At 67.5% G+C, this 25,925-nt stretch carries 26 protein-coding genes, 1 tRNA gene and 2 pseudogenes; 11 read left to right on the top strand and 18 right to left on the bottom strand.

The genetic code is table 11. The annotated features are described in order from the left end of the window. The first annotated feature begins 140 nt into the window (after positions 1-140). The 4 genes from GAA2_RS06775 to GAA2_RS06760 all read left to right on the top strand — a co-directional run bounded on the left by GAA2_RS06775 (position 141) and on the right by GAA2_RS06760 (position 4,229). Complete coding sequence (locus GAA2_RS06775) at positions 141-1,175, top strand: AurF N-oxygenase family protein (protein WP_159405170.1); 1,035 nt, start codon at positions 141-143, stop codon at positions 1,173-1,175. Positions 1,176-1,227: 52 nt separating this feature from the next. Continuing rightward, entirely contained in the window at positions 1,228-2,802 is a 1,575-nt protein-coding gene (locus GAA2_RS06770; RefSeq protein WP_159405171.1) for a 4Fe-4S binding protein, read from the top strand. Then, positions 2,744-3,217 carry a hypothetical protein gene (locus GAA2_RS06765; RefSeq protein WP_159405172.1) on the top strand — a complete coding sequence of 158 codons (474 nt, stop codon included), beginning with the start codon at positions 2,744-2,746 and terminating at the stop codon, positions 3,215-3,217. The genes GAA2_RS06770 and GAA2_RS06765 overlap by 59 nt, the downstream gene beginning before the upstream one ends. A gap of 205 nt (positions 3,218-3,422) precedes the next feature. Next, positions 3,423-4,229, top strand: coding sequence for a maleylpyruvate isomerase family mycothiol-dependent enzyme (locus GAA2_RS06760; RefSeq protein WP_159405173.1), 807 nt, complete (start codon positions 3,423-3,425; stop codon positions 4,227-4,229). Positions 4,230-4,247: 18 nt separating this feature from the next. Here GAA2_RS06760 and GAA2_RS06755 read toward each other — a convergent pair whose 3' ends face one another. Together GAA2_RS06755 and GAA2_RS06750 are read right to left on the bottom strand one after the other, a co-directional pair. Continuing rightward, positions 4,248-5,891: a DEAD/DEAH box helicase gene (locus GAA2_RS06755; protein ID WP_191834841.1), complete on the bottom strand. Its 1,644-nt coding sequence runs from the start codon at positions 5,889-5,891 to the stop codon at positions 4,248-4,250. 287 nt (positions 5,892-6,178) lie between these two features. Continuing rightward, positions 6,179-6,742 carry a helix-turn-helix domain-containing protein gene (locus GAA2_RS06750; protein ID WP_191834840.1) on the bottom strand — a complete coding sequence of 188 codons (564 nt, stop codon included), beginning with the start codon at positions 6,740-6,742 and terminating at the stop codon, positions 6,179-6,181. Positions 6,743-6,799: 57 nt separating this feature from the next. Here GAA2_RS06750 and GAA2_RS06745 point away from each other — a divergent pair, with 57 nt between their 5' ends. Then, the gene (locus GAA2_RS06745) at positions 6,800-7,606 is read left to right on the top strand and encodes an AzlC family ABC transporter permease (protein WP_248664720.1); all 807 of its coding nucleotides are present in this window, start codon (positions 6,800-6,802) and stop codon (positions 7,604-7,606) included. Continuing rightward, the gene (locus GAA2_RS06740; protein WP_024497886.1) at positions 7,603-7,926 is read left to right on the top strand and encodes an AzlD domain-containing protein; all 324 of its coding nucleotides are present in this window, start codon (positions 7,603-7,605) and stop codon (positions 7,924-7,926) included. Before GAA2_RS06745 ends, GAA2_RS06740 begins: the two co-directional genes overlap by 4 nt. A 442-nt stretch (positions 7,927-8,368) precedes the next feature. Here GAA2_RS06740 and GAA2_RS06735 read toward each other — a convergent pair. From GAA2_RS06735 to GAA2_RS06710, 6 genes and pseudogenes are all read right to left on the bottom strand, one after another. Further along, positions 8,369-8,764: pseudogene (locus GAA2_RS06735) on the bottom strand (HNH endonuclease); the annotation flags it as partial. Between the two features lie 31 nt (positions 8,765-8,795). Then, a complete protein-coding gene (locus GAA2_RS06730) occupies positions 8,796-9,734 on the bottom strand; it encodes an IS3 family transposase (protein WP_020169777.1) in 939 nt (312 codons plus the stop codon). Next, positions 9,731-10,021, bottom strand: coding sequence for a transposase (locus GAA2_RS06725; protein WP_005195137.1), 291 nt, complete (start codon positions 10,019-10,021; stop codon positions 9,731-9,733). Before GAA2_RS06725 ends, GAA2_RS06730 begins: the two co-directional genes overlap by 4 nt. Before the next feature lie 45 nt (positions 10,022-10,066). Beyond that, positions 10,067-11,056 (bottom strand): annotated as a pseudogene (locus tag GAA2_RS06720) (DUF222 domain-containing protein); the annotation flags it as partial. A gap of 152 nt (positions 11,057-11,208) precedes the next feature. Continuing rightward, a complete protein-coding gene (locus GAA2_RS06715; RefSeq protein WP_191834987.1) occupies positions 11,209-12,498 on the bottom strand; it encodes a family 1 glycosylhydrolase in 1,290 nt (429 codons plus the stop codon). Between the two features lie 56 nt (positions 12,499-12,554). Continuing rightward, positions 12,555-13,502, bottom strand: coding sequence for an esterase/lipase family protein (locus tag GAA2_RS06710; protein WP_191834839.1), 948 nt, complete (start codon positions 13,500-13,502; stop codon positions 12,555-12,557). A 203-nt stretch (positions 13,503-13,705) separates the two neighbouring features. Here GAA2_RS06710 and GAA2_RS06705 point away from each other — a divergent pair, with 203 nt between their 5' ends. Further along, positions 13,706-14,416, top strand: coding sequence for an SDR family NAD(P)-dependent oxidoreductase (locus tag GAA2_RS06705; RefSeq protein ID WP_248664719.1), 711 nt, complete (start codon positions 13,706-13,708; stop codon positions 14,414-14,416). Here GAA2_RS06705 and GAA2_RS06700 read toward each other — a convergent pair. The 3 genes from GAA2_RS06700 to GAA2_RS06690 all read right to left on the bottom strand — a co-directional run bounded on the left by GAA2_RS06700 (position 14,311) and on the right by GAA2_RS06690 (position 15,691). Then, entirely contained in the window at positions 14,311-14,748 is a 438-nt protein-coding gene (locus tag GAA2_RS06700) for a hypothetical protein (RefSeq protein ID WP_024500019.1), read from the bottom strand. The two genes, GAA2_RS06705 and GAA2_RS06700, sit on opposite strands and share 106 nt — an antisense overlap. A 163-nt stretch (positions 14,749-14,911) precedes the next feature. Then, the gene (locus GAA2_RS06695; protein WP_024500018.1) at positions 14,912-15,337 is read right to left on the bottom strand and encodes a DUF5994 family protein; all 426 of its coding nucleotides are present in this window, start codon (positions 15,335-15,337) and stop codon (positions 14,912-14,914) included. Between the two features lie 281 nt (positions 15,338-15,618). Beyond that, positions 15,619-15,691, bottom strand: a tRNA-Ala gene (locus tag GAA2_RS06690). 90 nt (positions 15,692-15,781) lie between these two features. Between GAA2_RS06690 and GAA2_RS06685 the strand changes: the two genes are divergently transcribed. Next, a complete protein-coding gene (locus GAA2_RS06685) occupies positions 15,782-16,531 on the top strand; it encodes a hypothetical protein (RefSeq protein WP_191834838.1) in 750 nt (249 codons plus the stop codon). 4 nt (positions 16,532-16,535) lie between these two features. Here the strand turns inward: GAA2_RS06685 and glpR are convergent, their stop codons facing one another. The 5 genes from glpR to GAA2_RS06660 form a co-directional block, all read right to left on the bottom strand. Beyond that, on the bottom strand, positions 16,536-17,690 hold the full coding sequence (gene glpR / locus GAA2_RS06680) for a gephyrin-like molybdotransferase receptor GlpR (protein ID WP_191834837.1): 1,155 nt from the start codon (positions 17,688-17,690) through the stop codon (positions 16,536-16,538). Positions 17,691-17,816: 126 nt separating this feature from the next. After that, positions 17,817-18,464 (bottom strand): SIMPL domain-containing protein, encoded by a 648-nt coding sequence (locus GAA2_RS06675; protein ID WP_191834836.1) that lies wholly within the window; start codon positions 18,462-18,464, stop codon positions 17,817-17,819. A 14-nt stretch (positions 18,465-18,478) separates the two neighbouring features. Further along, positions 18,479-19,135, bottom strand: coding sequence for a GNAT family N-acetyltransferase (locus GAA2_RS06670; RefSeq protein ID WP_191834835.1), 657 nt, complete (start codon positions 19,133-19,135; stop codon positions 18,479-18,481). 74 nt (positions 19,136-19,209) lie between these two features. Continuing rightward, the gene (gene glp / locus GAA2_RS06665; RefSeq protein ID WP_006436216.1) at positions 19,210-20,514 is read right to left on the bottom strand and encodes a gephyrin-like molybdotransferase Glp; all 1,305 of its coding nucleotides are present in this window, start codon (positions 20,512-20,514) and stop codon (positions 19,210-19,212) included. 94 nt (positions 20,515-20,608) lie between these two features. Further along, the gene (locus GAA2_RS06660) at positions 20,609-21,550 is read right to left on the bottom strand and encodes a UTP--glucose-1-phosphate uridylyltransferase (protein ID WP_024500012.1); all 942 of its coding nucleotides are present in this window, start codon (positions 21,548-21,550) and stop codon (positions 20,609-20,611) included. 133 nt (positions 21,551-21,683) lie between these two features. Between GAA2_RS06660 and GAA2_RS06655 the strand changes: the two genes are divergently transcribed. Then, positions 21,684-22,262 carry a 5-formyltetrahydrofolate cyclo-ligase gene (locus GAA2_RS06655; RefSeq protein ID WP_024500011.1) on the top strand — a complete coding sequence of 193 codons (579 nt, stop codon included), beginning with the start codon at positions 21,684-21,686 and terminating at the stop codon, positions 22,260-22,262. An 84-nt stretch (positions 22,263-22,346) separates the two neighbouring features. Here GAA2_RS06655 and GAA2_RS06650 read toward each other — a convergent pair whose 3' ends face one another. Beyond that, complete coding sequence (locus GAA2_RS06650; RefSeq protein ID WP_081474318.1) at positions 22,347-22,673, bottom strand: FmdB family zinc ribbon protein; 327 nt, start codon at positions 22,671-22,673, stop codon at positions 22,347-22,349. A gap of 111 nt (positions 22,674-22,784) precedes the next feature. Then, a complete protein-coding gene (gene nhaA / locus GAA2_RS06645; RefSeq protein WP_191834834.1) occupies positions 22,785-24,011 on the bottom strand; it encodes a Na+/H+ antiporter NhaA in 1,227 nt (408 codons plus the stop codon). Positions 24,012-24,238: 227 nt separating this feature from the next. Between nhaA and GAA2_RS06640 the strand changes: the two genes are divergently transcribed. Further along, complete coding sequence (locus GAA2_RS06640; protein ID WP_248664718.1) at positions 24,239-24,910, top strand: SAF domain-containing protein; 672 nt, start codon at positions 24,239-24,241, stop codon at positions 24,908-24,910. A gap of 156 nt (positions 24,911-25,066) precedes the next feature. After that, positions 25,067-25,906, top strand: coding sequence for a large conductance mechanosensitive channel protein MscL (mscL, locus tag GAA2_RS06635; RefSeq protein WP_191834833.1), 840 nt, complete (start codon positions 25,067-25,069; stop codon positions 25,904-25,906). Positions 25,907-25,925 lie beyond the last annotated feature (19 nt).

Here is a 25,925-nt window from a genome sequence, read left to right as displayed (position 1 = left end):
CTGGTCAGCGGGCGAACCGGACCTGGTCGGACCACGGAACGTGACATCGAGTGTTGACAAATAGCGGAGCGTCGAAATACGTTCGACTCATCTGCTGTGGCCACCCGCACATGGCCCGGCCCACCTCGAAGGACGCGACGATGACCAAAGCATTGACGAATCCGAACACCACCGGCGACGCACCCTCGCGCTACGTTCCCGAACCCGATAAAACGGGCTCCGAACACGACTACGGCCAGGTGCTCGACGACCTGTCCGCGGCCTCGGTGCACCGCAACTTCGACCCCTACGTCGACATCGACTGGGATGCGCCGCACATGGCGATCACCGCGGACGACCCGCGCTGGATCCTCTCCTACGAGGTCGACCCGATCGGTCGTCACCCCTGGTACCAGCAGCTGCCGGAGAGCAAGCAGATCGAGATCGGCATGTGGCGTCAGGCCAACGTCGCCAAGGTCGGCCTGCAGTTCGAGTCGGTGCTCATCCGTGGCCTGATGCAGTACAGCTTCTCCCTCCCCAATGGCGCACGCGAGTTCCGGTACACCACGCACGAATCCAAGGAGGAGTGCAATCACACCCTGATGTTCCAGGAGTTCGTGAACCGCGTGGGCATGGACGTTCCCGGCGCGAAGATCGGGTACCGGCTGATCTCGCCGCTCGTCCCGCTCGTGTCGACGGTCTTCCCGATCGTGTTCTTCTTCGGCGTACTCGGCGGTGAGGAACCGATCGACCACATCCAGAAGGACTTCCTGCGGACCCGCGCCCGCCTGCACCCGACGATGGCCGCGGTGATGCAGCTGCACGTCGCCGAAGAGGCGCGTCACATCTCGTTCGCGCATCACTTCATCCGCGAGCAGGTCCCGCAGCGCAACCGCTTCCAGCGTTTCCTGCTGTCACTCATGCTGCCGCTGACGATGCGCATCCTGTGCGGTGCAATCGTGGTGCCGCCACGTTCCTTCGCCCGGGAATTCGACGTCCCCCGTGAGGTCATGAAAGACATCTTCTGGCGGTCCGAGGAGTCGAAGCGCTTCCTGCGCAACGTTTTCGGAGACGTCCGGATGCTCGCCGACCAGAGCGGACTGATGAACCCGGTGTCGCGCCTGCTCTGGCGTGCACTCGGAATCAGCGGTCGCCCTTCGCGTTTCCGCAGCGAACCGACCTACACGGCAGCCTGACCCCCCACCGGCCTGATCCGCCCTCCTCCACACAGGTAGCGAACCGACCCTCATGCCTCACGTCGTCACCCAGGCGTGCTGCGGCGACGCGTCGTGCGTCTACGCATGCCCCGTCAACTGCATCCACCCCACCCCGGAAGAACCCGACTTCGGCATCGCCGAGATGCTCTACATCGACCCGGCGATCTGCGTCGACTGCGGGGCATGCGTCAGCGCCTGCCCAGTCGGCGCAATCGTGCCCGGCCATCGCCTGCCCGACGGCCAGGAACGGTTCGCCGAGGTCAACGCTCTGCAATACCGCGACACCGTCGACGGTGCGGCGCGTTTCCCCGTGGACCCCGCACGACGACTCCCTCTCGCCCCGATCGACCGTCCGCGGCAACTCGCGGTCGAGCGCCGGGTGTCGGTCGGCATCGTCGGCTCCGGACCGTCGGCGATGTACGCCGCCGACGAGCTGCTGCGCCATCCCCAGGTCTCGGTGACGATGTACGAACGCCTCGACCGGCCGTTCGGTCTCGCCCGCTTCGGTGTCGCCCCGGACCACCTGCACACCCGCAAGGTGATGCGCCTGTTCGACGACATCGCGCGCAACCCGAATCTGGAGATCCTGCTCGACACCGAGGTGGGACGCGACATCACGCTCGACGACCTCCGGGCACGTCATTCGGGCGTCATCTGGGCCGTCGGCGCCCCCACCGACAAGACGCTGGACCTGCCGGGGATCGAGCAGGCCGGCGTCACCAGCGCCACGTCGTTCGTCGGCTGGTACAACGGCCATCCGGACTTCACCGACCTCGACGTCGACCTGTCCACCGACCGGGTGGTGGTCATCGGCAACGGCAACGTCGCACTCGACGTGGCACGCATCCTCGTCGCCGACCCTGCCGCACTCGCCGACACGCCCATCTCGCCGGCCGCACTGACCGCCCTGCAGCGGTCGTCGGTGCGCGAGGTCGTCGTTCTGGGACGGCGCGGACCCGTCCACGCCGCATTCACGCTGCCCGAGCTGATCGGGTTGGTGGATTCCGGTGTCGCGGTGACGGTCGATCCCGCCGATCTCGAGTCGCCTCCGGTGGACGGCGAACTCGACGCGACCATCCGCGCCAAACTCGACATCCTGGCCGAATGCGCCGCTGCCGGTGAACCAGAGGGGCGTCGGATCAGGCTGGCGTTCTTCGGTTCTCCGCTCGAGGTGCGCGGGCAGGACGGACGCGCGAACGGTGTCGTCGTCGGCCGCAACCGGGTGATCGTCGACGACGCGGGCGCGACCGTGATCGAACCCACCGGTGAAAGCGCCACCCTCGAGGCCGGACTCGTGCTGACCTCGGTCGGTTACCGCGGCGTCCCCGTACCGGGCCTGCCCTTCGACGAAGCAAAGGGCGTCATCCCGCATCGCGCCGGGCGGGTCTTCGACGGCGACGAACAGGTACCGGGCACGTACGTGACCGGCTGGATCAAGCGTGGACCGTCGGGCTTCATCGGCACCAACAAGACCGACTCGGCGGAGACCGTGTCCTCGCTGCTCGCAGATCTCGAAGAGGGCGCGCTCTCGGATAGATTGATCGACCATGGGGCCCGCGTACCAGCGCACCACCGTGCGCGCCGATCTGTCCGCTCTTCCGGCTGACCTCGCGGCGGCGCTGCGTGACCACGCCGAGTCGCGGCAGCTGACCATCACCGATGACCTGCCCGCGTGGATCACCCGGAGCATCAATCCGCCGTCCTCGTCGCTGACCGGCAAGCTCTTCGGGCGGCGCGCCAACCCGGCCGATCCCGACTCCGAGCACCAGACGCTCGTCGCACTGCACCCGACGCACCTGCTGGTCGTCGTCTCCGGGGCGAACCGCGGGATCTCGGCGCTGTCGGTGCCGCTCGCCGTCGCGTCGGTCGAGACACCGGAGTCGGCGGACGGGTTCGCGGTGACCGGTTTCGCCGGTCAGGACGGTCGCCCGGGCAGCTATCACCTCGGCGTCGGCGAGCCACACGGCGCGGAGTGCCTCGAAGCGGTGCGTGCGGCGATCGTGGCCGCGAAGAACCCATAAACCGGGGCCCGCCCGTGTCGGTTTCGTCCGATTGGTGAGTCACCCTGAAGCTGGACTCCAGACCTGAGATCACGGCGAGAGAATCCCGTATGACATTGTGCGCGTGCCAGATAGGCACTGTAACTGCACACGATTCCGAACGAGGTCTCGCACGTCGCAGTGCGCACGAGTACTCTTGCGCCTCATGTGGGGGGAGGAACCACGCGTGACGGGGATGTTCTCGAGGTTTGATTACACCGACGCCGCGCTGACCACCGGGGAACGTTTTCTGAAACTCGTCGAGGGGGTCGACGAGCCGGAGACGCGTCTGCCGGATATGCCGGGCTGGACGCTGGTCGACTGCCTGGGGCACGTCGCCCTGGCGCCGGCCCGGTTTCTCGCGCTCGCGCGCGGCGAGGGCGAATGGTGCCGACAGGCGATCGACGTCCCGGATTTCAACGCGAAACAGATCGCGAACCTGCCGACCCGTGACGTCTCGGTGCTGGCGCGCCAGCTGAGAGAGGGCCTCGACATCCTGGTCGACACCGTCTCGCATTTCAATGCCCAGGTACCGAAGATGCGGTTCGACGGCGACCGGCTCATCCGGGCCGACGCCGCGCTGGGCATCCTCATCGGCGAGTTCGTGGTGCACGGGCACGACATCGCGCGTGCGGTGGGCGCGCGGTGGTGGGTCGAGCCCGACGTGGTGCTGATGATCATCCGAGGCCGACAACAGGTGCTGCCGAGCTGGGTGGACCCGACGGCAGCGGCGGGACACGACGGCACCTATGACATCCGATTGCGCGGGTGTTCGGAGCGCTACCTCTACGAGTTCACCGACGGCGAGCTGATCATCAACCCCGACGATCCCCGACGCGCCGAAGTCCACGTCAGCGTCGACCCCGCCGCGGCGCTGCTGATCGGTTACGGCCGGCTCTCACCCACGTGGGCGGCGCTGACCGGCCGGGCATTCGCATGGGGAAGCAAGCCGTGGCTTGCGCCACGGCTTGCTCAGAAGTTCTTACCCGCCTGATTCAGCGGTTGGTTCGGTTCAGCGGTTGGTCGGCGAACCGGCCGGACGGCTGGCGCGACGTCCGCCCTGCGAACGTCCACCCGCACGATGCTGGTCGCCGGAACGGGGCTGAGCCGCCGAGCGACCCTGTCCCGCCGAACGGGACTGACCGGCGGAGCGGCCGTCGGTGGCACGCTGTCCACCCGACCGGCGCTCGCCCCCGCGGCTCTCGCCGCCCTGACCGCGTACCCCGCCACGGCTCTCACCGCGGGCGGCGCCATTGCCGCGACCCTCGCCGCGCGAACGCCCCGGGTGTCCGCCACGGCGACCACCCTGCGAACGACCACCCTGCGAACGACCGCCTTGAGAACGACCACCCTGCGAACGACCACCCTGGCCACCACGGGCCGCCTCGGCGGCCGCGCGCTCGGCAGCCGACACGCGAGGGGCCCGCTCGCCGACGAGCTCGTCGACGGCGCCGGCCTTGGCGTCGACCTGCTTCGGGGTGACCTTGATCTTGGCCTTGCGGAGCAGCTGCGAGACCTCACGACGCTGCTCGGGCAGGCACACGGTGACGACGTCACCGGAGCTGCCGGCGCGCGCGGTGCGGCCCGAACGGTGCAGGTAGGCCTTGTGCTCGGCGGGCGGATCGACGTGGACGACCAGCTCGATGCCGTCGACGTGCACACCGCGGGCGGCGACGTCGGTGGCCACGAGGACGCGCACGTCTCCCTCACCGAAGGCGGCGAGGTTGCGGTCGCGCTGGGCCTGGCTGAGGTTGCCGTGCAGGTCGACGGCCGGGATGCCCTGTTCGCTCAGCTTCTTGGCGAGCTTCTTGGCCTGATGCTTGGTGCGCATGAACAGGATTCGGCGACCGGCGCCGGAAGCGAGTTCGGCGACGAGGTCGGCCTTGCCCGCCGACGACACCTCGAACACGTGATGGGTCATGGCGGCGACCGGCGACTCGGCGGAGTCGACCGAATGCAGGACCGGGTTGTCGAGGAAGCGCTTGGCCAGCTTGTCGACGCCGTTGTCGAGGGTTGCCGAGAACAGCATCCGCTGACCCTCCGCCGGGGTGGCGGCGAGGAGCTTGGTGACGACCGGGAGGAAGCCCAGGTCGGCCATGTGATCGGCCTCGTCGATGACGGTGATCTCCACCTCGTCCAGCTTCACGATGCCCTGGCGCATGAGATCTTCGAGGCGTCCCGGGCAAGCGACGACGATGTCGACGCCGCGGCGGAAGGCCTGTTCCTGGCGGGTCTGCTTGACGCCGCCGAAGACGGTGGTGACGGTGAGGCCGACGGCGGCCGCGAGCGGCTCGACGACAGCCGCGATCTGGGTGGCCAGTTCACGGGTCGGCGCCAGAATGAGGCCGGTGGGGGCACCGACGTAGCGCTTGACCTGCATCTCGGCGAGTCCGGCGACCAGCGGGATGGAGAAGGCGAGGGTCTTGCCCGAGCCGGTCTTGCCGCGGCCGAGGACGTCCTTGCCGTCGAGGGTGTCGGGCAGGGTGTCGGCCTGGATCGGGAAGGCGTCGGCCTTGCCCTGCGATGCCAGGACCTGGACCAGTTTGGTTGGTACGCCGAGGGATTCGAAGGAAACCTGGGGAGCGGTGGTGTCGGCGGGAGTGGTGTCGGCGACCTGGTTTACAGGTGCCGAGGGGGTCTCGAGGACAGCAGTCATTATGTGAGCAGAGCTCTTCCTGTGCGTGGCACGCGAGCAGGACGACAGTTCACTGCCGATGGTCGGTGCCGATGGCGAACACGCGGGTACGCGGGCTCGTTCGCCGTATGAAGTCAATGGCAGGCGGTGGACATCTGAAGTCCGACCCGGCGACCACCTGAGTGGGCCCCGACCTGCGAGAGAAGCGTTCTACGACGCGTTGATGCAACCCGTCACGGGCGCAACACTGCGATCGACACTACGCGCCGGTAACGAAAGAAGCGAATCGTTGTGACCGAGGTCGCGGCTCAGAACGCCTCGCTCAGCATGACGGCGACGGTGCCGGGTTCCAGCGCGTCGAAGACATGCTCGACGTCACCGGGATAGGAGATGTAATCCCCGGGGCCGAGTTCTTCGGCGGCGTCACTCGGTCCCAGCCGTGCACGCCCGGTGCTGATGACCACGTGTTCGACGACGCCGCGCGCATGTGGCGCGGACACCCGCGGCTTGCCGGGTTCTGCCCGGATGACGTACATGTCGCGCCGGGAGCCGGGCGCGGCGGTCGACAGCAGGGTGGCCGAGTAATCGGCGTCTGCGGCTGGGATGAGGGGCCCCTCCCCGAACCGGATCACCTCGACGGTCGGCGCGGGTGAGTCCAGCAGCGCCGAGAACTGCACGCCGAGTGCCGTGGACAGCGACCACAGCGTCTCGACGCTGGGGTTCCCCTCGCCCGATTCGAGCTGGGACAGGGTCGACTTCCCGATACCCGCACGACGCGCCAGCTCGGTGAGCGACAGTCCGGCACGTGCACGTTCGCGCTTCAGCGACGCGGCGACCAGCGTTTTCGGGTTCACCTGCCGAGATTCGTTCATCAAACCGTCCGATCGTCCATCTTGACGAACACCTGCTGTGTGTTCACTATGATAGTCATGCGTTCGGCATGGAGAACACTCGATTCGGCGACACTGCGCGCCGTCGTCGTGATGTGCCTGTCGGTGCTCGTGATCGGCGCGTCGTACGGGGTCGCGGCCCACAGCGCCGGCCTCGCCCTCTGGCAGATCGTGCTCATCGCGACCGTCGTGCTCGCCGGGTCGTCGGAGTTCGTCTTCGTCGGCGTCCTGGCCGCCGGGGGCGTCCCTGTTGTCGCCGCCCTCACCGGACTCCTGGTCAACACGCGGAACTTCGGATACGGGCTCGCGGTGGGCAAACACCTGCGCGGGCTCCCGGAGGCCTTCCTCGGAGCACACCTGATCAACGACGAGACGGCCGCGATGACCACCGCGGAATCCGAGCCGCGGCGCGCTCGTGCGGCATTCCTGCTGTGCGGCTTGGGAATACTCGTCTGCTGGCCGGTCGGAGCCGGGCTGGGTGCCCTCCTCGGGAGCAGCGTCGCGAGTCCTGAAGCGCTGGGACTCGACGCCGCATTCCCCGCTCTGCTTGCCGCGCTTGCCATTCCGGCCTTGCGGACGCGCGCCACCTGGGCAGCTGTCGCCGTCGGCGGTGCCGTCGCGGTGGCCTCGACGCCGTTCCTGCCCGCCGGTTTGCCGATCTTGTGTGCACTGGCCGGATTCGCCGCCGTCGAAGCAGCCCGGCGGCTGCGGCCCCCGCTGCTCGAGCCGCGTTCTCCGCTGGTTGAGCCGCGTGCTCCGCTGCTCGAGCCGCCATCCCCGCTGGTTGAGCCGGTGAGGAGCGATAGCGACGAGCCGTGTCGAAACCACCGTGAGGCACCCCGTTGATCTCCGGGTTCTCCCTCGGCATCGGAATCGCCGTCCTCGCTGCCGGCACCTACCTGATCCGGCTGGCCGGACCGCTTCTCCGCAACCGCTTCACGGTGTCGGCGACCGCGGAGAAGCTGATGGATCGGGCCACCGTGGTGTTGCTCGTGGCGGTGGCGCTGACCGGGGCCGTTTTCGCCGGTCACGACTTCGCCGGCTGGGCACGGCCCGCGGGCGTGGCCGTCGGCGTCGTCGCGGCCGTCCTGCGCGCGCCGATCGCGGTCGTGGTCATCCTCGCCGCCGCGACCGCCGCCGGTCTACGCGCGCTCGGCCTCCCCTGAGCCGACCTCGTCAGGCATTCGCCTGGGTCGCGTACTCGCGTGCGCGCCGATCGAGAACCACGGCGACCTGGGACGGCGCGTCCTCGCCGATCAGGAGTCTCAGACGGCCCGGTTCCGGGTCGGCGATATGCGCGACGAGACGCTCGGCAACCGCAGGGACCCGCAGATACGTCGGTCACGGCTGCACTCAGCGCGGCCGTCGAGGAGATCTCGACCGAACCGCAGCGTTCTCTACTCCGGTCGCTGGCCGCCTCGATCCAAACCGATGATGCGGTGGCGCAAGAATTTCAGGAGCGGCTCCTTGCACCGCAGCTTGCCCAGATGCGGGAACTCGTCCGTGGCGAGGGCGCGCGAGACCCTGTCCGGGTCACTGGCAGAACACGTTCGATCCGTCATGGCACTCGACCAGCACCGAAGCTGAGAGACGGGCCAGGCAACGACATCAAGCCGCTGCGGTGCTGGCCGCGGCGCGCCCCTTCCATTCCCACACCGCGTAGATCACCTCCATTGCATACCCAAGATCAAGTCTCCCGCCACCGACCGGCACCGTCGCATCCGCCGCGACCTGATCATCGGGTTGCCACAACCCCGGCGCCCGGGTTGGTGGATTCACCTCGATCACCGAACCATTCGGCATGTGGAACGAAAACCGCTGCTGCCCATGGGACTTGATAGAGAACTCACCCCGATGCAGCGCCCGATGACAGGTCCCACACAACAGAATCAGGTTGTCCAGCTCGGTCTCCCCATCGTGCGACCAGAACACCACGTGATGCGCGTGCAGATGCCGTGTCCGCCCACAACCTGGCGTCTGGCAACAGCGATCGCGGAGGAACAATGTGGTTCCCCCGGAATCGTGGAGGACTCCTCTATGCGGCTTCGGGCTCGGTGACTGCGGTGTTCTCGTAGTCGACCGGACTCATCATCCCGATCGCGCTGTGGCGACGCTGGTGATTGTAGAAGCCGTAGCACCACTCCAACACGACCGCCTGCGCCTCCATGATAGTATGGAACTCGTTGCGTGACAACACTTCCCACTCCAAAGAAGAGAAGAATGCCTCCGCTGCGGCGTTGTCGAAACACGATCCGACCCGGCCCATCGACTGCCGGATACCCATCTTCTGGCACAGCCTGGTGAACCGTTTCGCGGTGTACGTCGACCCACGATCGGTGTGGAAAATCAGCTTCTGCGCATCGTCATCACGCCATATCGCCTGCATACCGCCCCGCGTGGCGACCGCCATCTCGATCGCCGCACACGCCAACGCTGCATCCGGGTGACGACTGGTGGCCGCCCCCAGCAGGCGGCGACTGTAGAGGTCGATGACCGTGGCCAGATACAGCTTGCCCGCCGCGGTCGGGATCTCGGTGATGTCGCCGACCCACCGCTGATCGGGGCACTGTGCGGTGAAATCGCGACCCAACAAATCGGGGAACTTCGGGGCGGTCTTGTCCTGACGGGTCAGCCCGTTGCGCCGGCGGATCCGCCGCGCGACCAGGCCCTGACGACACATCGAATCAGCGACAGTCTTCTCGGTCACCGTCCACCCGTCAGCACGCAGATCCGCATGCAGGCGCGGTGACCCGTGCAGGCCGCGGGCCTTGTCGAACGCCACCGCCACGGCCCGGTCGATGGTGTCCCGGCGATAGTCGCGGGTGGTGTGCAAACCCGTTGCCGCACCCGGCGATTGGGTCCGCTTATGCCATTTGTAGAACCACGCCTCGCTGACCCCGAGCAGCCGGCAGGACACCGCGTGTGGCACCCGATAGTTGGTCCTCTGGTCGGCGATAAAGCGTGCCACGCTCACTTCGTCGCCTCCTTCACCCACAGGACCACTGATCGCTTGAGGACATCACGCTCCATGCGCAGCTCGGCGACCTCGTCACGCAACCGTTTGAGCTCAGCAGCGTCATCAACGGTCAGCTCGCCGCGGCCCTCCCGCTCGGCGCGCGCCCGGTTGACCCAGTTACCCAAGGTGCCCTCGTTGACCCCCAGGTCTCGAGCGACCTGGGCGATCGGCTTACCTGTCTCCTCGACGATCCGGACCGCCCCATCACGAAACTCCCGGTCGTACTTCTTCCGCTTCTCTGGCATCGTGCTCCTCATTATCGATGCCTCTACGGTTCGGGGGGAACCTCACAACGCCCGGATCATCGCCTTACTCGGAGCCCGCTGTTTACGGCCCAGCCCAAGCAACGCCAGTTTTCCGCGACGACCGGGCACCCTCCTGGACAGCGCCTCTCGCATTGACGCACCACACCGCGCCTCCTCCAGCTCCGCCTCCGACAACGCCGGACCGTCATCCAGATGCGCCTGTTCCACCCCGTCACCACTGTGGATCAGGATCTCCGCCCCGGGAGCGAGGTCGGGCATCGCGATCCCCTCATGCACCATGTCGGCCATCGCCACCACCGCCGCAGCAATATTCGACGGCACCCGCTTCCACAGATCCCGACGATTCGCCGGCCTCACCTCCGAATCCGGAGCACCCTCGGTCTCCAACTCGCCGTCAGGAGCGTTCCGCGGAACGCTCGGTAGATCCGGATCACCAGCCGTGCGGGTCCGCTCGTACTCCGCCCGCACCGTCCCCGCCAGAAACCGCGCTCCATCCAACGGCGTCAGCGTCATCGACACCGACAACGACCCATCTGCATTCCACTGCCACCGAGCCGACGACTCCGTGGGCGTCACGAGTTCCCCACCTTCGCTGTAGCCCCGATCGATCTGGCGCATCGCCCGCACCGCCTTCTCCAGCTGCGACGCCGTACACGACAGAGCCAGATTCACCAGCTCCTTCTCCCGTGACGGAGTCGCCACCCGCGTCAACGCCCGCACCTTCGAATACGTCAACCGCCCCGCACCGAACGCCTTCCGGATCAACGGCAACTCCCGCAATGATTTGGCCACCCGCACCTGCTCATGCGCCGTCCGCTGCGAAATCCCCGCCTTCCACGACAACCACTGCGCCAACGAGTGAATCGCCGGACCCCGCCACGACTCCCGCTCACCCAACTCCGCCACCAGCGACAAGAACTCCGCGGTCAACGCCGTGATCTGCGCGGCATACCCCAACACCCGAACCTCGAGCACCTCATCAGACAACGACGCCGGATCCGCACCGTCGAACATCGACGACACACCCTCGCCACGCAACGCGGTAACAGACATCCCGACCCCCCAGCCAGTTCGAACAGATATACGAACAAGCTACCGGCGGCCACCGACAATTCCGCAGGTCACGACTCCACGAGCGTTCCGCGGAACGCTCGACGCAGCGCCGCTCAACGCACTACCGCCGGCTCGGCACAGCTGTCCGGGACGTCGACCAGTGAGCACGGCACCGGCCTCCGCGTCGGCCGGTAGTCGGCAGGCACTCCCCCGGACCGCGTGATCTCCCGGTAAGCGGCGACGCCGTCGGTGGGACGCCGTGTCAGCGACGGGTCTCGTCGGACGTCGACGGTGTACAGACCGAAGCGCGAGTCGAAATCGCCCCACTCGTAGTTATCGGTGAGACTCCAGTAGTTGTAGGACTTCACGGTGATGCCGTCTTGCTTGGCCCGCTGCAGCCAGTACACCGTGTCACGTAGGTGGTCCGAACGCCGATAACCGTCGGGGCGGCGACCGGCCGGATCGGTGGCCAGCCCGTTCTCGATCACCCGGATCGGCTTGCCCGGGAACTGTCGCGCCACGTGGCGGAGCACGTAATAGATGCTCTCGGGCGCCTGTGAACTCTTCCAGAACTCGCCGAGTGCGCCGTAGGCCACCGACGCATCGGTGACCGAGAACGAGTAGTAGTGGTCGACGCCGACGAAGTCCAGGGTGTCGCGCATCCGTTGCGGGAAGATCGATTCCAGCCACGGCTGGAGTCCAGCGATCGGATAGTAGGCGAAGTTCGACGACACCTCCGCGCCTGGCTGGACCCGATGGATGTGCCGGTAGACGGCCCGATGCGCCGCGACGATCCCATCGGCCATCCGGCCCAGGTTCTGCGGCGAGACCCCGCCGTACTGGAGTTCGCGCCGAACGTACTCGGTCGGTTCGTTGAAGGTGATCCACAGCGGGTCGGCCCAGGCATACCGGTCGACGACCCGGGAGGCGAACGCCACCATGTCGTCGGTCATTCCGGGGCGATTCCACCCGCCGAGATCCACCGCCCAGCCGGGATGCACCCAGTGGTTGAGCGTGATCATCGGTCGCATGCCGGCGTCGACGACTTTGCGGATCACCCTGTCGTAAAACGCCCAGCCCGCCGGATCATCGTGTCCGCGTGTCGGTTCCACCCGCGACCACTCGACCGACGTGCGGTAGATCCCGACACCGAGCGACGCGGCCCGATCGATGTCCTCGGCGTAACGATGGTAGAAGTCGACGGCGTTGCCGACCGGATCGTCGACCTTGCCCTGCTTCCCGTACCGCAGCCAGTTCGAGTCCCGGTTGTATCCCTCGGACTGGAAGCCGGATTGGGCGACACCGAAGTCGAAGTCCGGACCGAGCGGCGGAACCGCGGCTCGCGCCGGCGAGGCGACACCAACAGGCAGCAACAGCACTGCGGCAAGCGCGATCACGAGCACGGCGGGCACCCGCAGTCGACACCGAACGCCGGGACGGAAGGGTTCGTGCACGACGGTCAGAACGGGCTACCCGTGAACGGTGCGACCCGCTCGCACGGCACGCGTCGAGGGTGCTCGGGATCGAGCGCGTTCAACACGAAGTACGCCGTTCGCCGCGACCCCGCCATACCCGCATGCTCGGTGTAGTCGACCGAACATCCTTCCTGCACAACGATGTTGCGGACATTCGATCCACCCGGCGGAAGCCCGTACCAGTACGGCACCACCAGTTCGTCGTAGCGCGTGGCGATGTTGGTGTACTCGATGCCCGGCAGGTAGTAGCCGCCCTCGGCGACCCTACGCAGGAACGCGGCACCAGGGTCGAGGTCGAAACACGCCTGGCACAAGGGAACCTGCTCGGGCCGAACACCCAGACCGCGTACGAACGGGCCGATGGCATCGGCGCCGGCGACGGTCGTCCCCCGCCACACGGGTGCCAGCGAGACGTACTTGTCGATGTTGTGTTGGCCACCGAGATATTTGGCGTAGTACGCGGGTACCACGGTCCCCTGGGAATGTCCGACGATGTCGACCTTCGACGCTGCGGTGGCGCGACGCACCTTGGTGACGAAGCCACCCAGCTCGCGTGCACTCTCGGACATCAGGCCCATCCCGCCGATCGCACTGATCGGCCACGGGGCACCCTTGATCGCGCCGTAGGTGGGCGTGAAGACGCAGTATCCCTCGTTCTTCAGCAGCGGGACGTAGGTTCCCCAGTTGGTCTGCTGCGATCCGCCCGTCCCGTGTACGAGGATGACCGGGTTGGGGTGACGCGCCGACGGCTTGCAGTTCCAGTCGTTCGCGCCGGGCAGCGAACCACCCGGGTCGGTGAGTTCACCGGGGATTCCGGAGAGGAAGTTGTAGGTGACCGGCAATGTGTCTGCCCGCGCGGGCGTGGCGGTGGCGACCAACACCCCGGCCAGCGCCGCCACGACCAGCCCCAACAGCAGCTTCGAGGACCTCATCGCTGAGAAACTAACAAAGACCTGCGGACCTGGGTGGGCGTTTGCCCAGACCGGCTGCCGGACTTCCGATCAACGGGAACCGACCGGCCAGAACGCGCCGATCTCGAAGACCGCCTCCGCGCCCATTGGTCGGGTGAGGACGTCCACACCGTGGCACGATGAGAGGACTACGGGAAGCCATGCGGTCATGCGCCCAGGACCAGATGAGGATCGCGAGTCTGGTCGCCGCCACCGGCCGCAGATGCATCTCCGTCCGGGCCGACACCGCCGACCGCGCCGCGATGGATGCGCTGGTCGCACAGGCGCATTCGGAGTTCGGCCGCATCGACATCGCGGTCGCCAACGCGGGCGTGTCGGTCGCGGCACCCGTGCAGTCGATGACCTCCGGCCAGTGGGCGGAGGTCATCTCCTCCAATCTGACCGGCGTCTTCAACACGGTCGGCGCGGTGGCGGGCGGGATGATCGAACGCAACTACGGACGGATCGTCACCATCTCGTCGATGCTCGGCCGGGCCGGTAACACCAACATGGCGGGGTATGCGGCATCCAAATGGGGTGTCATCGGTTTCACCAAGAGCGCGGCCCTCGACCTCGCCGGTCACGGCATCACCGTCAACGCCATTGCGCCCGGGAACATCTCGACGCCGATGATCCACAACGAGGCGCTGTACTCGATGATGCGCCCCGACCTGCAATGCCCCACGATCGACGACGTCGCACCCGTCTTCGAATCTCTCCATGCACGCGCGTCACCGGCTGACGCGCATCTCTTGTCACGGTCGCCGAGGCATCACGCGTCCAGAAGAGGTCACGGCGTGTTTTCCTCGTCGCGATGGCGGAAGTCGCGCACGGTCGCGACGGCCGACGCGAGGACGAGAACGAAGCCGGTCACCAATAGTGTCACCGCGACGTAGTGCATGACGCTCTCGTAGTGACCGAGGTCGAATTGCTCGGCCGCGATTCGGAATCCGACCACGACGAGCCAGGCGAGTAACGCCATCGTGAGCGTCCGACGCTGAAAGACCGCACTGCGACGCCGATGCTCGTGCTCGGCGAGATCGTCGATGGCGGCGAGGACGATTCCGCTCATCCGCGTGTGTGCCGGCGACTCGGGCGACAGCTTGGCCAGGATGTCGACCTTCTGGGACAACTTCTGGTGCCGGTCGTTGGCGTCGAGTCGCGCGATGACCGCTCCGATCATCGCGACCAGCAGCGTCCCGGCGAAGGTGAGCATCGCGGCGGTCATAGGCGGAAACCTACAGCGACCCGGGCTCGGAAGGCGGCCGAAACCGCAGCACTCCCCTGCCACGGCCCGCTGCGTCCCGGGTGGCGGAGACCGGAACGCGCCCTCCACGCGATGAACGACGACGATAGGTCGTTCGGATGTGCCCGAGTTCGAACCTCAGGGATCAGGACGTGGACAGCGACCGGCGAGCGAGCTCCAGAATCCGCTCCGCACGACGGTATTCCAGCGAATGCAGCTGACTGTCCGGGGACACGGTGTTACTCGCCTGACGCAACAAGATCGCTGCCAGGGACGACACGGTTCGCGGTGGGATGACCAGCAGGGTCACCTCGATCCCCTTCGCGGTCAGAGTCATCAACGGCGGCGTCGCGGGCGAGTCGGGCGAATCCAGGCCTGGGTATCGGCGGAAGCTCTGCCAGTTGACGTCGATACCGGTCACCTCGCCGATCTGTGGTCGCGCCGCGGCGAGGACGCCGGGCAACTCGTCGGCGAGCTGGACCGTGTACGGGTACCAGGCGCCGCCGATCGCCACAGACGGATCGACGCCGAACCGCACTCGAGGCGGACCCAGAAGCGGCGGGGCGCTCATCGACGGGCCCCCACGGCCGGGACGATGAAAACACGCGAGACGGGACTCACATTTGCCACCTGACATGCTCACCAGACGGAAAACGGTCTGTCTGACACCGGAGACGCCGACAGCGGCCTGTCGGATGTTCGATCCGGATGTCTTCGACATTACCCCGGCCGTGCTCCGAGCCGTCGACCGGCGCGGACATCGGATCGTCGGCGCCCAAACAACGGCTCCCAAACGACAGCGCCCAAAACGACAGCGAGGGCCCCGGCGTGCGCCGGAGCCCTCGGACTCTGTGGAGCTAAGGGGAATCGAACCCCTGACCTACTCGATGCGAACGAGTCGCGCTACCAACTGCGCCATAGCCCCGGAGGGTCGCATTGCGACCAGCCGGGAGCCACTTTAGCAGCCCCACCGCGCGGGATCCCAAACGCCTGGACCCATGGCTAGGCTGGGTCGGTGCCTCAGATGTCTGATCAGCAGTTGGCCGGTGTTCTCAACAATGTCGTGGGGGTGATCAACCCGGTCCTCGACGTGCTCGCCGAACGGGACCCGCTCGACCTCAAGGAACACACCTTCCACGACGACGACCACCCGGATTCCCGCCTCCAGCAGGCCCGGCACGCCGCGGCGAAGCTCCTCGACGTCGCCGACTGGCCCGGCACCAAGGGCTGGGGCGAACGGTCGATGCACAAGCGCGCGAGCTGGTGGGTGACCCGCATCGGCACGCTCAACACCGGTGCGGTCGCCTTCCCCGGCGTCTTCGGCGTCTGGGCGAAGCGCCTGCCGGTCACGCCTTACCTGGGGTTCGTCAACCAGGCGATGGTGCTCGTCGCGATCGCCCGCGAGTACGGGGTCACCGAGCGCGGTCGCCAGGTCGCTCTCCTGGCGTCGGTGCTGTGCGGACGGGACATCTCCGCACCTGACGTCGACCCGGAATCCGGTGCCGCACTCCCCACCGACCCGGACGAGCGCAAGAAGTCGCTGTTCCGCGGTATCTGGGACGCCGCGAAGCTGCTCCGAGCGGTCGACGACGAGTTCGAGAACCGTCCCCAGCCGATGGTGCTGTTCCGAATGCTCGGGTACATCCCGGTGATCGGCGCACCGGCGACCTATGTCGGCGAGCGATTCGCCCTCTCGACGGCCGCCAGACGCGGCCAGGCCTGGCTGGAGTCGCACGGCAGGGCGTCGCTGACCAAAGGCAGCTGAAAGGTCAGCCGACCCGGCGGAACTCCACGTCCTCGCGGTCCATGCGGCGACGCTGGAACGGCGGCAGGTGATCGAAGACGGGGTCCTCGTCGTCGATCTCGAGAACCACTGCGCCACCGGGACGTCGCAGGCGCGGGGGCGGCGGTGCGGCGGCGAACTCGGGCACCGCGGCGGCGCGTCGACGACGCTCCTCCTCAGCGCGCTGCGCACGCTTGGCACGGGCGAGCCGCTGGGCCCGGATCTGCTGCTCCACCTTCACAGCCCGACGCAGGTAGGCGAGGTAGCCGACCAGCATCAGCCCGATCACACCGGTGGCGACCCAACCGGTTGTCCCGATGAGGAACCCGGACACCACGGCCAGGATCAGCAGCGCGAACAGGCCGAGAGTGACCCGCTGGCGCTCGCGATACTTCAGCTCGCGTTCCTTCTCCGAGGAGTAGACGCTGCGGCGACCCCGCCCGGACTGTGCGGTGTGCGCAGCCGGACGCTCGTCCTCCAGCTCGTCGACGACCGATTCCGGCTCGTCCTCGGTGCGCCGGGACGCACGGGCGTAGTCGTCGTATTCGTCCTCGTCGAGATCGTCGGTCGCGTCCTCGTACTCGGCGTCCTCGTACTCAGTGCTCTCTTCGTAGTCGGACTCGTCGTCGTACTCGGACTCGTCGTCGTACTCGGACTCGTCGTCGTACTCGGCGGCCTCCGAATCGTCCTCGTACTCGGCCTCTTCGGAATCCTCGTACTCGCCTTCGTCGTCCGTGTCGTCTGCCTCGACGTCGTCGGCGGCGTCGGTCAGATCGTCGTCGGCGTCATCGGAGGCCTCGACCGTCGGCTTCTCGACCTCGACGTCCCCGACGCTCTGGACCTTCGTCGTGTCGTCGGCATCGTCGGTCTGGGTGTCGTCCTCGGTCTCGTCGACGACGGCGGTGGCGGCCGCGGCCGTCTTACGCGTCGACTTCCAGGACGGGTCGTGCGGATGGCGAGCCGACGAGCGGCGTCGCGCGGTCGACGGTGCCGTCGCTCGCGCTCCACCACGGTGGAGCAGTCGCGTCTTCTTCGCGGCCTCAGTGGACTTGAGGATCTGGGGACGACCCTTGATCACCATGGGGACCAGCACGAAGAGCCAGACCGCGACGAGACAAACCCACAGTACGGAGTTGGGCATGCGACTCTCCCTTCATTCACTCTGGTCACACGAGGCCACTCCACAATCTAGGGCCCGAAAGTCCCAGTTCCACGCCGACGCGCCGTAGCGCGGTCATGTCGACGCGGATTCACACGCCACTCTCAGTCACTCAGCGCGGAACCGCGCGTCGACCGCGACGTCGATCTCGATGTCGTCGGCCCGCAGTTCCAGACTCGGCGCCGAACCCGCGACGGCGGCACCCATCAATCGCGCACGCGGCGACGCGACGTGGTCGACCATGTCGGGGTCGGACAGGAGTGTCGGTGTCACCGGTCCGCGGCCCACGGCGTCGGAGTAGGCCTGCGCCTTGGCAATTGCGTCCTCGACCGCCTCCCGGCGCAGTTCACGTTCGTGTGCGCGACGGCTGGCCTCGTGCACGTCCCAACGGACGCCGTCGATCGCCACCCCCTCCTCGCCCGACCAGGTGTCGATGAACTCCGACAGCTTCTCGAAGTCGCCGAACTCGGCATCGAGACGAATACGGGTGTTGTACATCGGTTCCCGTGACTCGCCCTCGTTGGTGTAGGGCCGGTACGAGTACACCCGTACCGATTCGGCGGTCCACCGGTTGACCGCGCCGGCCGCTTCGAGTTCGCCGAGGGCGTCGGTGATCCTGGAATGCAGCGTCACCGCAGACTCGTACACCGCAGACTTCACCGGGCCTTCGAGATGGACGGCGATGTCGATGACGCCACGTTCTGGGGCGTAGCGGCCGCGCGCGTTGCCGCGAACCACGATTTCCAGCTCGCTCACGGCGCATAGCCTTTCTACTGGAATGTCGCCCGGCCCGAACGGACCAGCGCCTCGGCCGCGGAGCCGACGACCTCCTCGGCCGTCAACGCGAACAACATGTGGTCGCGCCAGCGCTTGTTGACGTCCATGTACCGGACCAGCAGGCCCTCCTGCCGAAAACCGATGTTCTTCAACACCTTCCGCGAGGCGTCGTTGGCCGGCTGCACGGTCGCGTCGAGCCGGTGCAGGCCGACCGGACCGAAGCAGTGATCCACGCCCAGAGCGACAGCTGCCGTCGCGATGCCCTTCCCGGAATGCGTGTCGTCGACCCAGTAGCCGATCCACGCGCTGCGCACGGCTCCGCGCTGAATGTTGCCGACGGTCAGCTGCCCCACGTACTGGCCGTCGAGTTCGATCACGAACGGCAGGATCGTGCCGCGCTTGGCCTCGGATTTCAGCACCGCGAACAACGGCGGCCACGAACCGGGCTGATGCCGGTCGGCCCAGCTCCCGACGCCGGTCGGTTCCCAGGGCAACAACGAATTCTGATTACGGATGCGCAGTGCGCTCCAGGTCTTGCCGTCCCGCATCTTCACCGGGCGCAGCGTGACCGTTCCGGCCCTGGTGCGCAGCGGTCCCAGGGACGCCGGCCAGCCCGGACTCCCCTCACCGCCACTCAACCACCTGAACACGAGATGACAGTTTAGGCGCAATCACAGGATCCCCCGCATGAGACCTGCGTCTCGCGGAGAGTCGCGCTCCGCGGTCAGCCGCGCTGGGCGAGGAAGGCGACCTCGACCTCGTCGCCGGTGCTCATCTCTTCGACGTCGGGGTCGACCATGATGAGGCAGTTCGCCTCGGCGAGTTCGGCCAGCAGATGCGACGAGCCGGTCGGCGACGCACCGAGCACCTGAACCAGGTAGTCCCCGGTCCGCTCGTCCCGCATGAGCTGTCCGCGGAGGTACCCTTTGCGGCCGCGCACCGACGCGATCGGCCCGATGGTGCGGGCCTTGATGACCCGGCGCATCGGCTGCCGCTTGCCCAGCGCGATACGGATCAGCGGCCGCACCATCACCTCGAAGGTCACCAGCGCGCTCACCGGGTTCGCCGGCAGCAGGAAGGTCGGCACCTCGTCGCGACCGAGCCGGCCGAAGCCCTGCACCGATCCCGGATGCATGGCCACCCGGACGATCTCGAGCTCACCGAGATCGGCGAGGGCGTCGGCGATGGCCTTCGACGCGCTACCGCCGACCGCGCCGCAGATCACCACGATCTCGGAGCGGATGAGCTGCGCCTCGACCACCTCTCGCATGCGGGAGGCGTCGCGCTCGGCGATGCCGACCCGGTTGACGTCGGCGCCGGCGTCGCGCGCCGCCGCGGCGAGCGCATAGCTGTTGACGTCGTAGATCTGCCCTGGCCCGGGAGTGCGATCGATGTCGACGAGCTCACTGCCGACCGAGATCACCGACAGCCGCGGGCGCGGGTGGACCATCACGCGCGCCTGCCCCACCGCAGCCAGCAGACCCACCTGGGCGGGACCGATGATCGCGCCGGCACGGACCGCGACGTCACCGGGCTGGACGTCGTCCCCGACCCTTCGGACATAGTTGCCGCTCTCGACGCCGTGCCCGATCTTCACCTTCTGGTCGCCGCCGTCGGTCCAGCGCAGCGGCACGACCGCGTCCGCGAGAGTCGGCATCGGCGCACCGGTTTCGACCCGGACGGCCTGTCGCGGCTGCAGCCGAGTGGGGGTCCGCGACCCCGGACCCACCTCCCCGACCACGGGCAGCGAGACGATCATCGGTTCGCCTGCCTCGAGGTCGACGAGTTCGGCGCCGTTCGCATCGAAATCCTCGAGATCCTCCGGAGCGACGACACCGGCGAGCGCCACATCGACCGCACGCACCGCGTAACCGTCGATGGCGGCCTGGTCGAAACCCGGCATCGGATGCTCGGTGACCACTTCCTCCGCGCACATCAGACCCTGCGCCTCGGAGATCGCGACGCGCACCGGCCGCGGTGCCACCGCGGCGGCGGTCACGAGCGTCAGATGATCTTCGACGGACCGCATCTCACCGCTCTTCCCGCACTGCTCGATACAACACAGGGAAACGTTATCGGGCGTGCGCGCCGGAACGGTCGAGGCGCGCGGAGGCCGCCGGCGATCAGCTCTCGGCCAGTCGCTTCTCCAGCCACTCACGCAGATCAGGCCCGTAATCGTCACGGTCGAGCGCGAAGTCGACCGCGGCCTTGAGGTAGCCACCCGGGTTGCCCAGGTCGTGGCGGGTGCCGCGGTGCACGACGACGTGCACCGGTTCGCCCTCCTCGATGAGCAGCGCGATCGCGTCGGTGAGCTGGAGTTCACCACCGGCACCCGGCTTGATCCGGCGCAGCGCGTCGAAGATCTTGCGGTCGAGGATGTAGCGTCCAGCGGCCGCGAGGTTCGACGGTGCGTCCTGCGGCTCGGGCTTCTCGACCATGCCCTTGAGCTTCATCACATTCGGATTGTTCGCATCCGGCAGCGGCTCGACGTCGAAGACGCCGTAGGCACTGATGCGGTCCTCGGGAACCTCGATCGCGCACAGGACGGAACCGCCCCGGCGCTGACGGGTACGTGCCATGACCTCCAGCACTCCGCCGGGCAGGACGAGGTCGTCCGGCAACAGGACCGCGATGGCGTCCTCGTCGTCGTCGAGGAGGTCCTCGACGCAACCGACCGCATGACCGAGACCCAGAGGCTTCTCCTGGATCACCGAGGCGACCTCGAGGAGGTTCGGGGCCTTGCGGACCTTGGCGAGCATGGCCTCCTTGCCGCGCTTGGCGAGGGTGCTCTCCAGCACGAGGTCCTTGACGAAGTGGGCGACCACCCCGTCCTTGCCCGGGGAGGTGATGATCAGGAGCCGTTCGGCGCCGGCGGACTTGGCCTCCTCGGCGACCAGCTCGATGCCCGGGGTGTCGACCACCGGCAGCAACTCCTTGGGCACCGTCTTGGTGGCGGGGAGGAACCGCGTCCCCAGCCCGGCAGCCGGGACCACCGCGGTACGCGGGATCGGCGGAGTGTTGGGTACCGCCTCGTACTCACTGAAGCCTTCTTTGGACGCAGTCATGAATCCACCCTAGGACAGGTGTCCCCGGCCGGCCGGACGGACGGCAGTGACCCGGACCTCACCCGGATCGAGACCGTGGTCGGATACAGTTCGGTCGTCGGCGAGCCACCACGGGATGAAGGACGGACGCGTCGTGCGAACCCTGAAGGACCAACGGCGCGAGGACGCCGCGAACCGCCGGTCGGCCATACCGAAGGCCGCGCGCGAGCGGGCTGCGGCAGACCTCGCCGAGTGGATACACACCTGCCCCTTCCGGCTCGAGTACGACGTCACGGTGGCCGCGTATGTACCGGTCGGCGACGAGCCGGGATCGACGGCGATGCTCGACGCACTGCTCGATCGCGGCGTCACGGTGCTACTCCCGGTGGTTCCCGCCGGCGATCCGGCACCGCTCGACTGGGCGCGATACACCGGTCCGGGATCGTTGTCGCCGGGTAGATGGGGCCTACTCGAACCCACCAACGACCGCCTGGGTGTCGCCGCGATCCGCGCGGCGTCGGTGATCCTGATCCCCGCTCTGTCCGTCGACAAGACCGGCGTCCGCCTCGGCCGTGGTGCCGGGTACTACGACCGCACGCTCGTGGGGCTGTCCGCAGAACTCGTCGCGGTGGTCTACGACGAGGAGCTCGTCGACTCCCTGCCGGCCGGCGACCACGATGTGGCCGTGGGCTGGGCGCTGACCCCCGGCGGCGGGTTCCAGGAACTCGGCTGAGACGACAGAACCCGGGCGGTGCCTCCGTCGCGTGACGGGTGAGCTCCTGCCCAGGTTCTGGTCTGAAGTTGTGCGCCCCGCGTGTCAGGCGGGCGTGGCGGCCTTGCTGTCACTCTTGGTGGCGCTGCTCGAGCTCGACGAATCCGACGAGGTCGAGGAACTGCCGGACGTGGAACTGCTCGACGACGAACTGTCCGACGACGAGGACGACGCGGCGTCCGAGGAGGACGAACCCGACCGCGAGTCGGTGCGGTAGAAGCCGCTCCCCTTGAACACGATGCCGACCGAGTTGAACAGCTTGCGCAGGCGACCTGTGCACTGCGGGCATTCGGTCAACGAATCGTCGGAGAACGACTGGACGATGTCGAACTTGTTGTCGCACTCCGTGCAGGCATACGAGTAGGTGGGCACCTGAACCTCCGAAAGTCAGTAAACGCTGACAAGTGTAACCGATTTTGGCACTCCCACATTCCGAGTGCTAACGCGGGTCCACCCAGCCCGCCCGGCGACCCCTCCCGACGTCTATCCGCCGATCACATCGCGGTTGACGTCGGGGATGTTGTCGCGGTTCATGTCGGCGTCGCGCGCCTGGCGGGCATCCCAGCGCAACAGGACCGCGGCGAGCATCGCGGAGATGAGCGAACCGGCCAGGATGGCCGCCTTGGCAGCCGCGGCGTGGTCGTCGGAACCGCCCTCGAAGCTGAGTTCGGCGATGAGAAGCGCCACGGTGAAGCCGACGCCGGTGAGCATGCCGATCGGCAGCAGGTCCCGGATTCCGATGGCGTCGGGCAGCCGTAGCGGCGTGAACCTCGTCATCAGCCACGTCGATCCGAGGACGCCGACGAGTTTGCCGGCCACGAGTCCGAGCACGATGCCGATCGACACGGGCTGCACGATCGAGCCCTCACCGCCGATCACCGTCACGCCGGCGGCGGCGAAGGCGAAGACCGGGAGCGCGATCGCCGCGGAGTAGGGACGGACCGCCTCGTCGAGCCGTTCGGTGCGCGGGATCTTCTCGCCGCGGATGGCGACCGCGGGCACGACGAAGCCGAGCAGCACACCCGCGACGGTGGCGTGGACGCCGGACGCGTGCATGAGGCCCCAGGCGACGAGGCCGACCGGGATGAGGAGCGGCCAGAGCCGCCACGACCGGCGCACCAGCACGGCGAACACCGCGACCACCGCGATCGCGCCGCCGAGCATGACGAAGTCGATCTCGTCGGTATAGAAGGTCGCGATCACGACGATGCCGAGCAGGTCGTCGACGACGGCCAGCGTGAGCAGGAACGTCCGCAACGGCAGTGGGAGGCCGCGACCGAAGATCGCGAGGACGGCGAGCGCGAAGGCGATGTCGGTGGCCGTCGGGATGGCCCATCCCCGAAGTCCCTCGGGGTCCCCCGCCGCGACGACGACCACGTAACAGAGCGCGGGCGTGACCATGCCGCCCACGGCGGCCGCGATCGGCACCCCAGCGAGCTTCAGGTCGCGGAGGCTGCCGGCGACGAACTCGTGTTTGAGCTCCACACCGACCACGAAGAAGAAGATCGCCAGTAGTCCGTCGGACGCCCAGTGCGCCAGCGAGAGATGCAGATGCAGGGCTTCGGGACCGATCTCGGTGTGCAGCAGCGACGTGTAGCTCTCCCGCCACGGCGAATTGGCCCATACGACTGCGATGGCCGCCGTGATGAGCAACAGCACGCCGCTGGTGGTGTCGAGAGCGGCCCACTGCCGCAGTCGGTCGCGTGTCATGGAACTCCTCTGTCCGCGGGGCACACGTACACGTGCCCTCTTCACGCCACCCTTCACCGGGCGACGGCCGACCAGACTTCCCGGCACACCTTGGTTTGTTTCCGACGTCACCCTAGCGGAGGCCCGACCCGGCGGTCGCTTGTGCACAGCACGACGCCGGACTCCACGACTGTCCACAACGAGTCCGCGGCACCGTTTCCCGGGTGGTCGACGCCTATCGTCCAGCCATGCCACTGACTCGGATGTCGTTGCCGCGCGAGCGGCTCGGACCACGCCTGGGCGACCGGCTTGCTCACGCGGTGCGTCCCGGATGGACGCGCAGTCTCGCAGTCCGACGACTGGTCGCGGTAGCGCTGATCGTCGCGGCCGCCGTCGTCGCAGTGGTCGGGGCCCGCGCCGACGGGGAGTTCGAGGTGCTCGTCGCGGCACACGATCTGGTACCCGGACAGATGGTCGAGGCCGGTGATCTCACCCCTCGGCTCGTCATCGGGAGCACGGTCCCCGCCGGGGCGATCTCCGATACCGCACTCGCGACCGGCCGCACCGTCACCGGTCGCGTACGGACCGGGGAGATACTCACCGACACCCGCCTGTTGTCCTCGCGTCTGCCGGCCGAGCTGACCGGGGTCGACGACGCCCGTCTCGTACCGGTCCGGTTGTCCGACGAGGCGGTCACCTCGTTGCTCCGGCCCGGGGATGTGGTTGACGTCCTGACCGATTCGGCCGATGTCCTCGCACGACGCGCCGTCGTGGCGATGCACACGGGTCAGTCCTCCTCGGGCGGGCTCGCCTCCGGCCGGAACTCGGTCGCACCGGTGCTCCTGGCGATGGATGCCGCAGCTGCCCATCGCGTCGCCGCCGCAGGTCTGGAGTCTTCGCTCGCGGTCGTCCTGCACTGAACCCGCGACACTCCGGACGATTCAAGGCAAATGGATCGCGCTGTTCACGATCGTGGATAGGGTAGTACGAGTTCGCACAGCAAATGTCGGATTTGCACCGACCGACACCGAATTGCCGGAAACAAGAGCGGGATTACCAAGGAGAGGCCGCACACCGTGCTCAAGGGATTCAAGGACTTCATACTCAAGGGCAACGTCGTCGAGCTGGCTACCGCAGTCATCGTCGGTGCGGCCTTCACCGCCATCGTGACCGCGTTCACCGACGGCATCGTTCAGCCGATCATCAACTCGATCCCGATCGGTACCGACGCCGCACAGGGACTCGGCTTCCAGATCACCGACAACGCCTCGACATTCGTCGACCTCGGCGGCGTGATCACCGCCATCATCAACTTCCTGATCATCGCGGCGGTGGTGTACTTCATCATCATCCTGCCCTACAACAGGCTCGCGGAACTGGGCGGCTTCGGCAAGAAGTCCGAGGTCACCGAGGTAGCTCTGCTCACCGAGATCCGCGACCTGCTCGATCCGGAGGGAACGTCGAAGGCCAAGGCCGAGGCGGAGAGCGATCTGCCGCCGCATCTGGCCGAACCGTCCGCGCCTGCCGGTGACGCCTACGCGCCCCAGTCGGGCCCGCTCGCACCGTACGAGTCGCCGTCCGGCGCCGGTACCACGCAACGAATTTCGACTCCCCCGTCGTCGGGTCAGCCGTTCCAGCAGGGACCGTCCCAACAGGGTTCACCGCAGTCGGGTCCGCAGTCATCGCCACTGTTCGACTCGCCGCAGGGTCATCCCGGGGGCCCAGGAGGCCAGCCGTATCCGACGCCGCAGCCGGCTCCGGGTAACTACCCACCGCCCGGAAACTATCCGCCTCCCGGCAACTACCCGCCCCCCGGCTCCCAGTACCCCGGTGAGCAGCCGTACCCGGGCGAGCAGTACCCGGGTGAGCAGTTCCCCGGTGACGGTCCAGACGCGCCGGGACGCCACTCGCGCTGAGAGTTTCGCCCTTTTTCGG

The organism is Gordonia ajococcus, assembly GCF_012974285.1.
GTDB classification, from domain to species: domain Bacteria; phylum Actinomycetota; class Actinomycetes; order Mycobacteriales; family Mycobacteriaceae; genus Gordonia; species Gordonia amicalis.
Note: the sequence above shows the minus strand (reverse complement) of the source record. Positions and strands in the feature narration are given on the sequence as shown.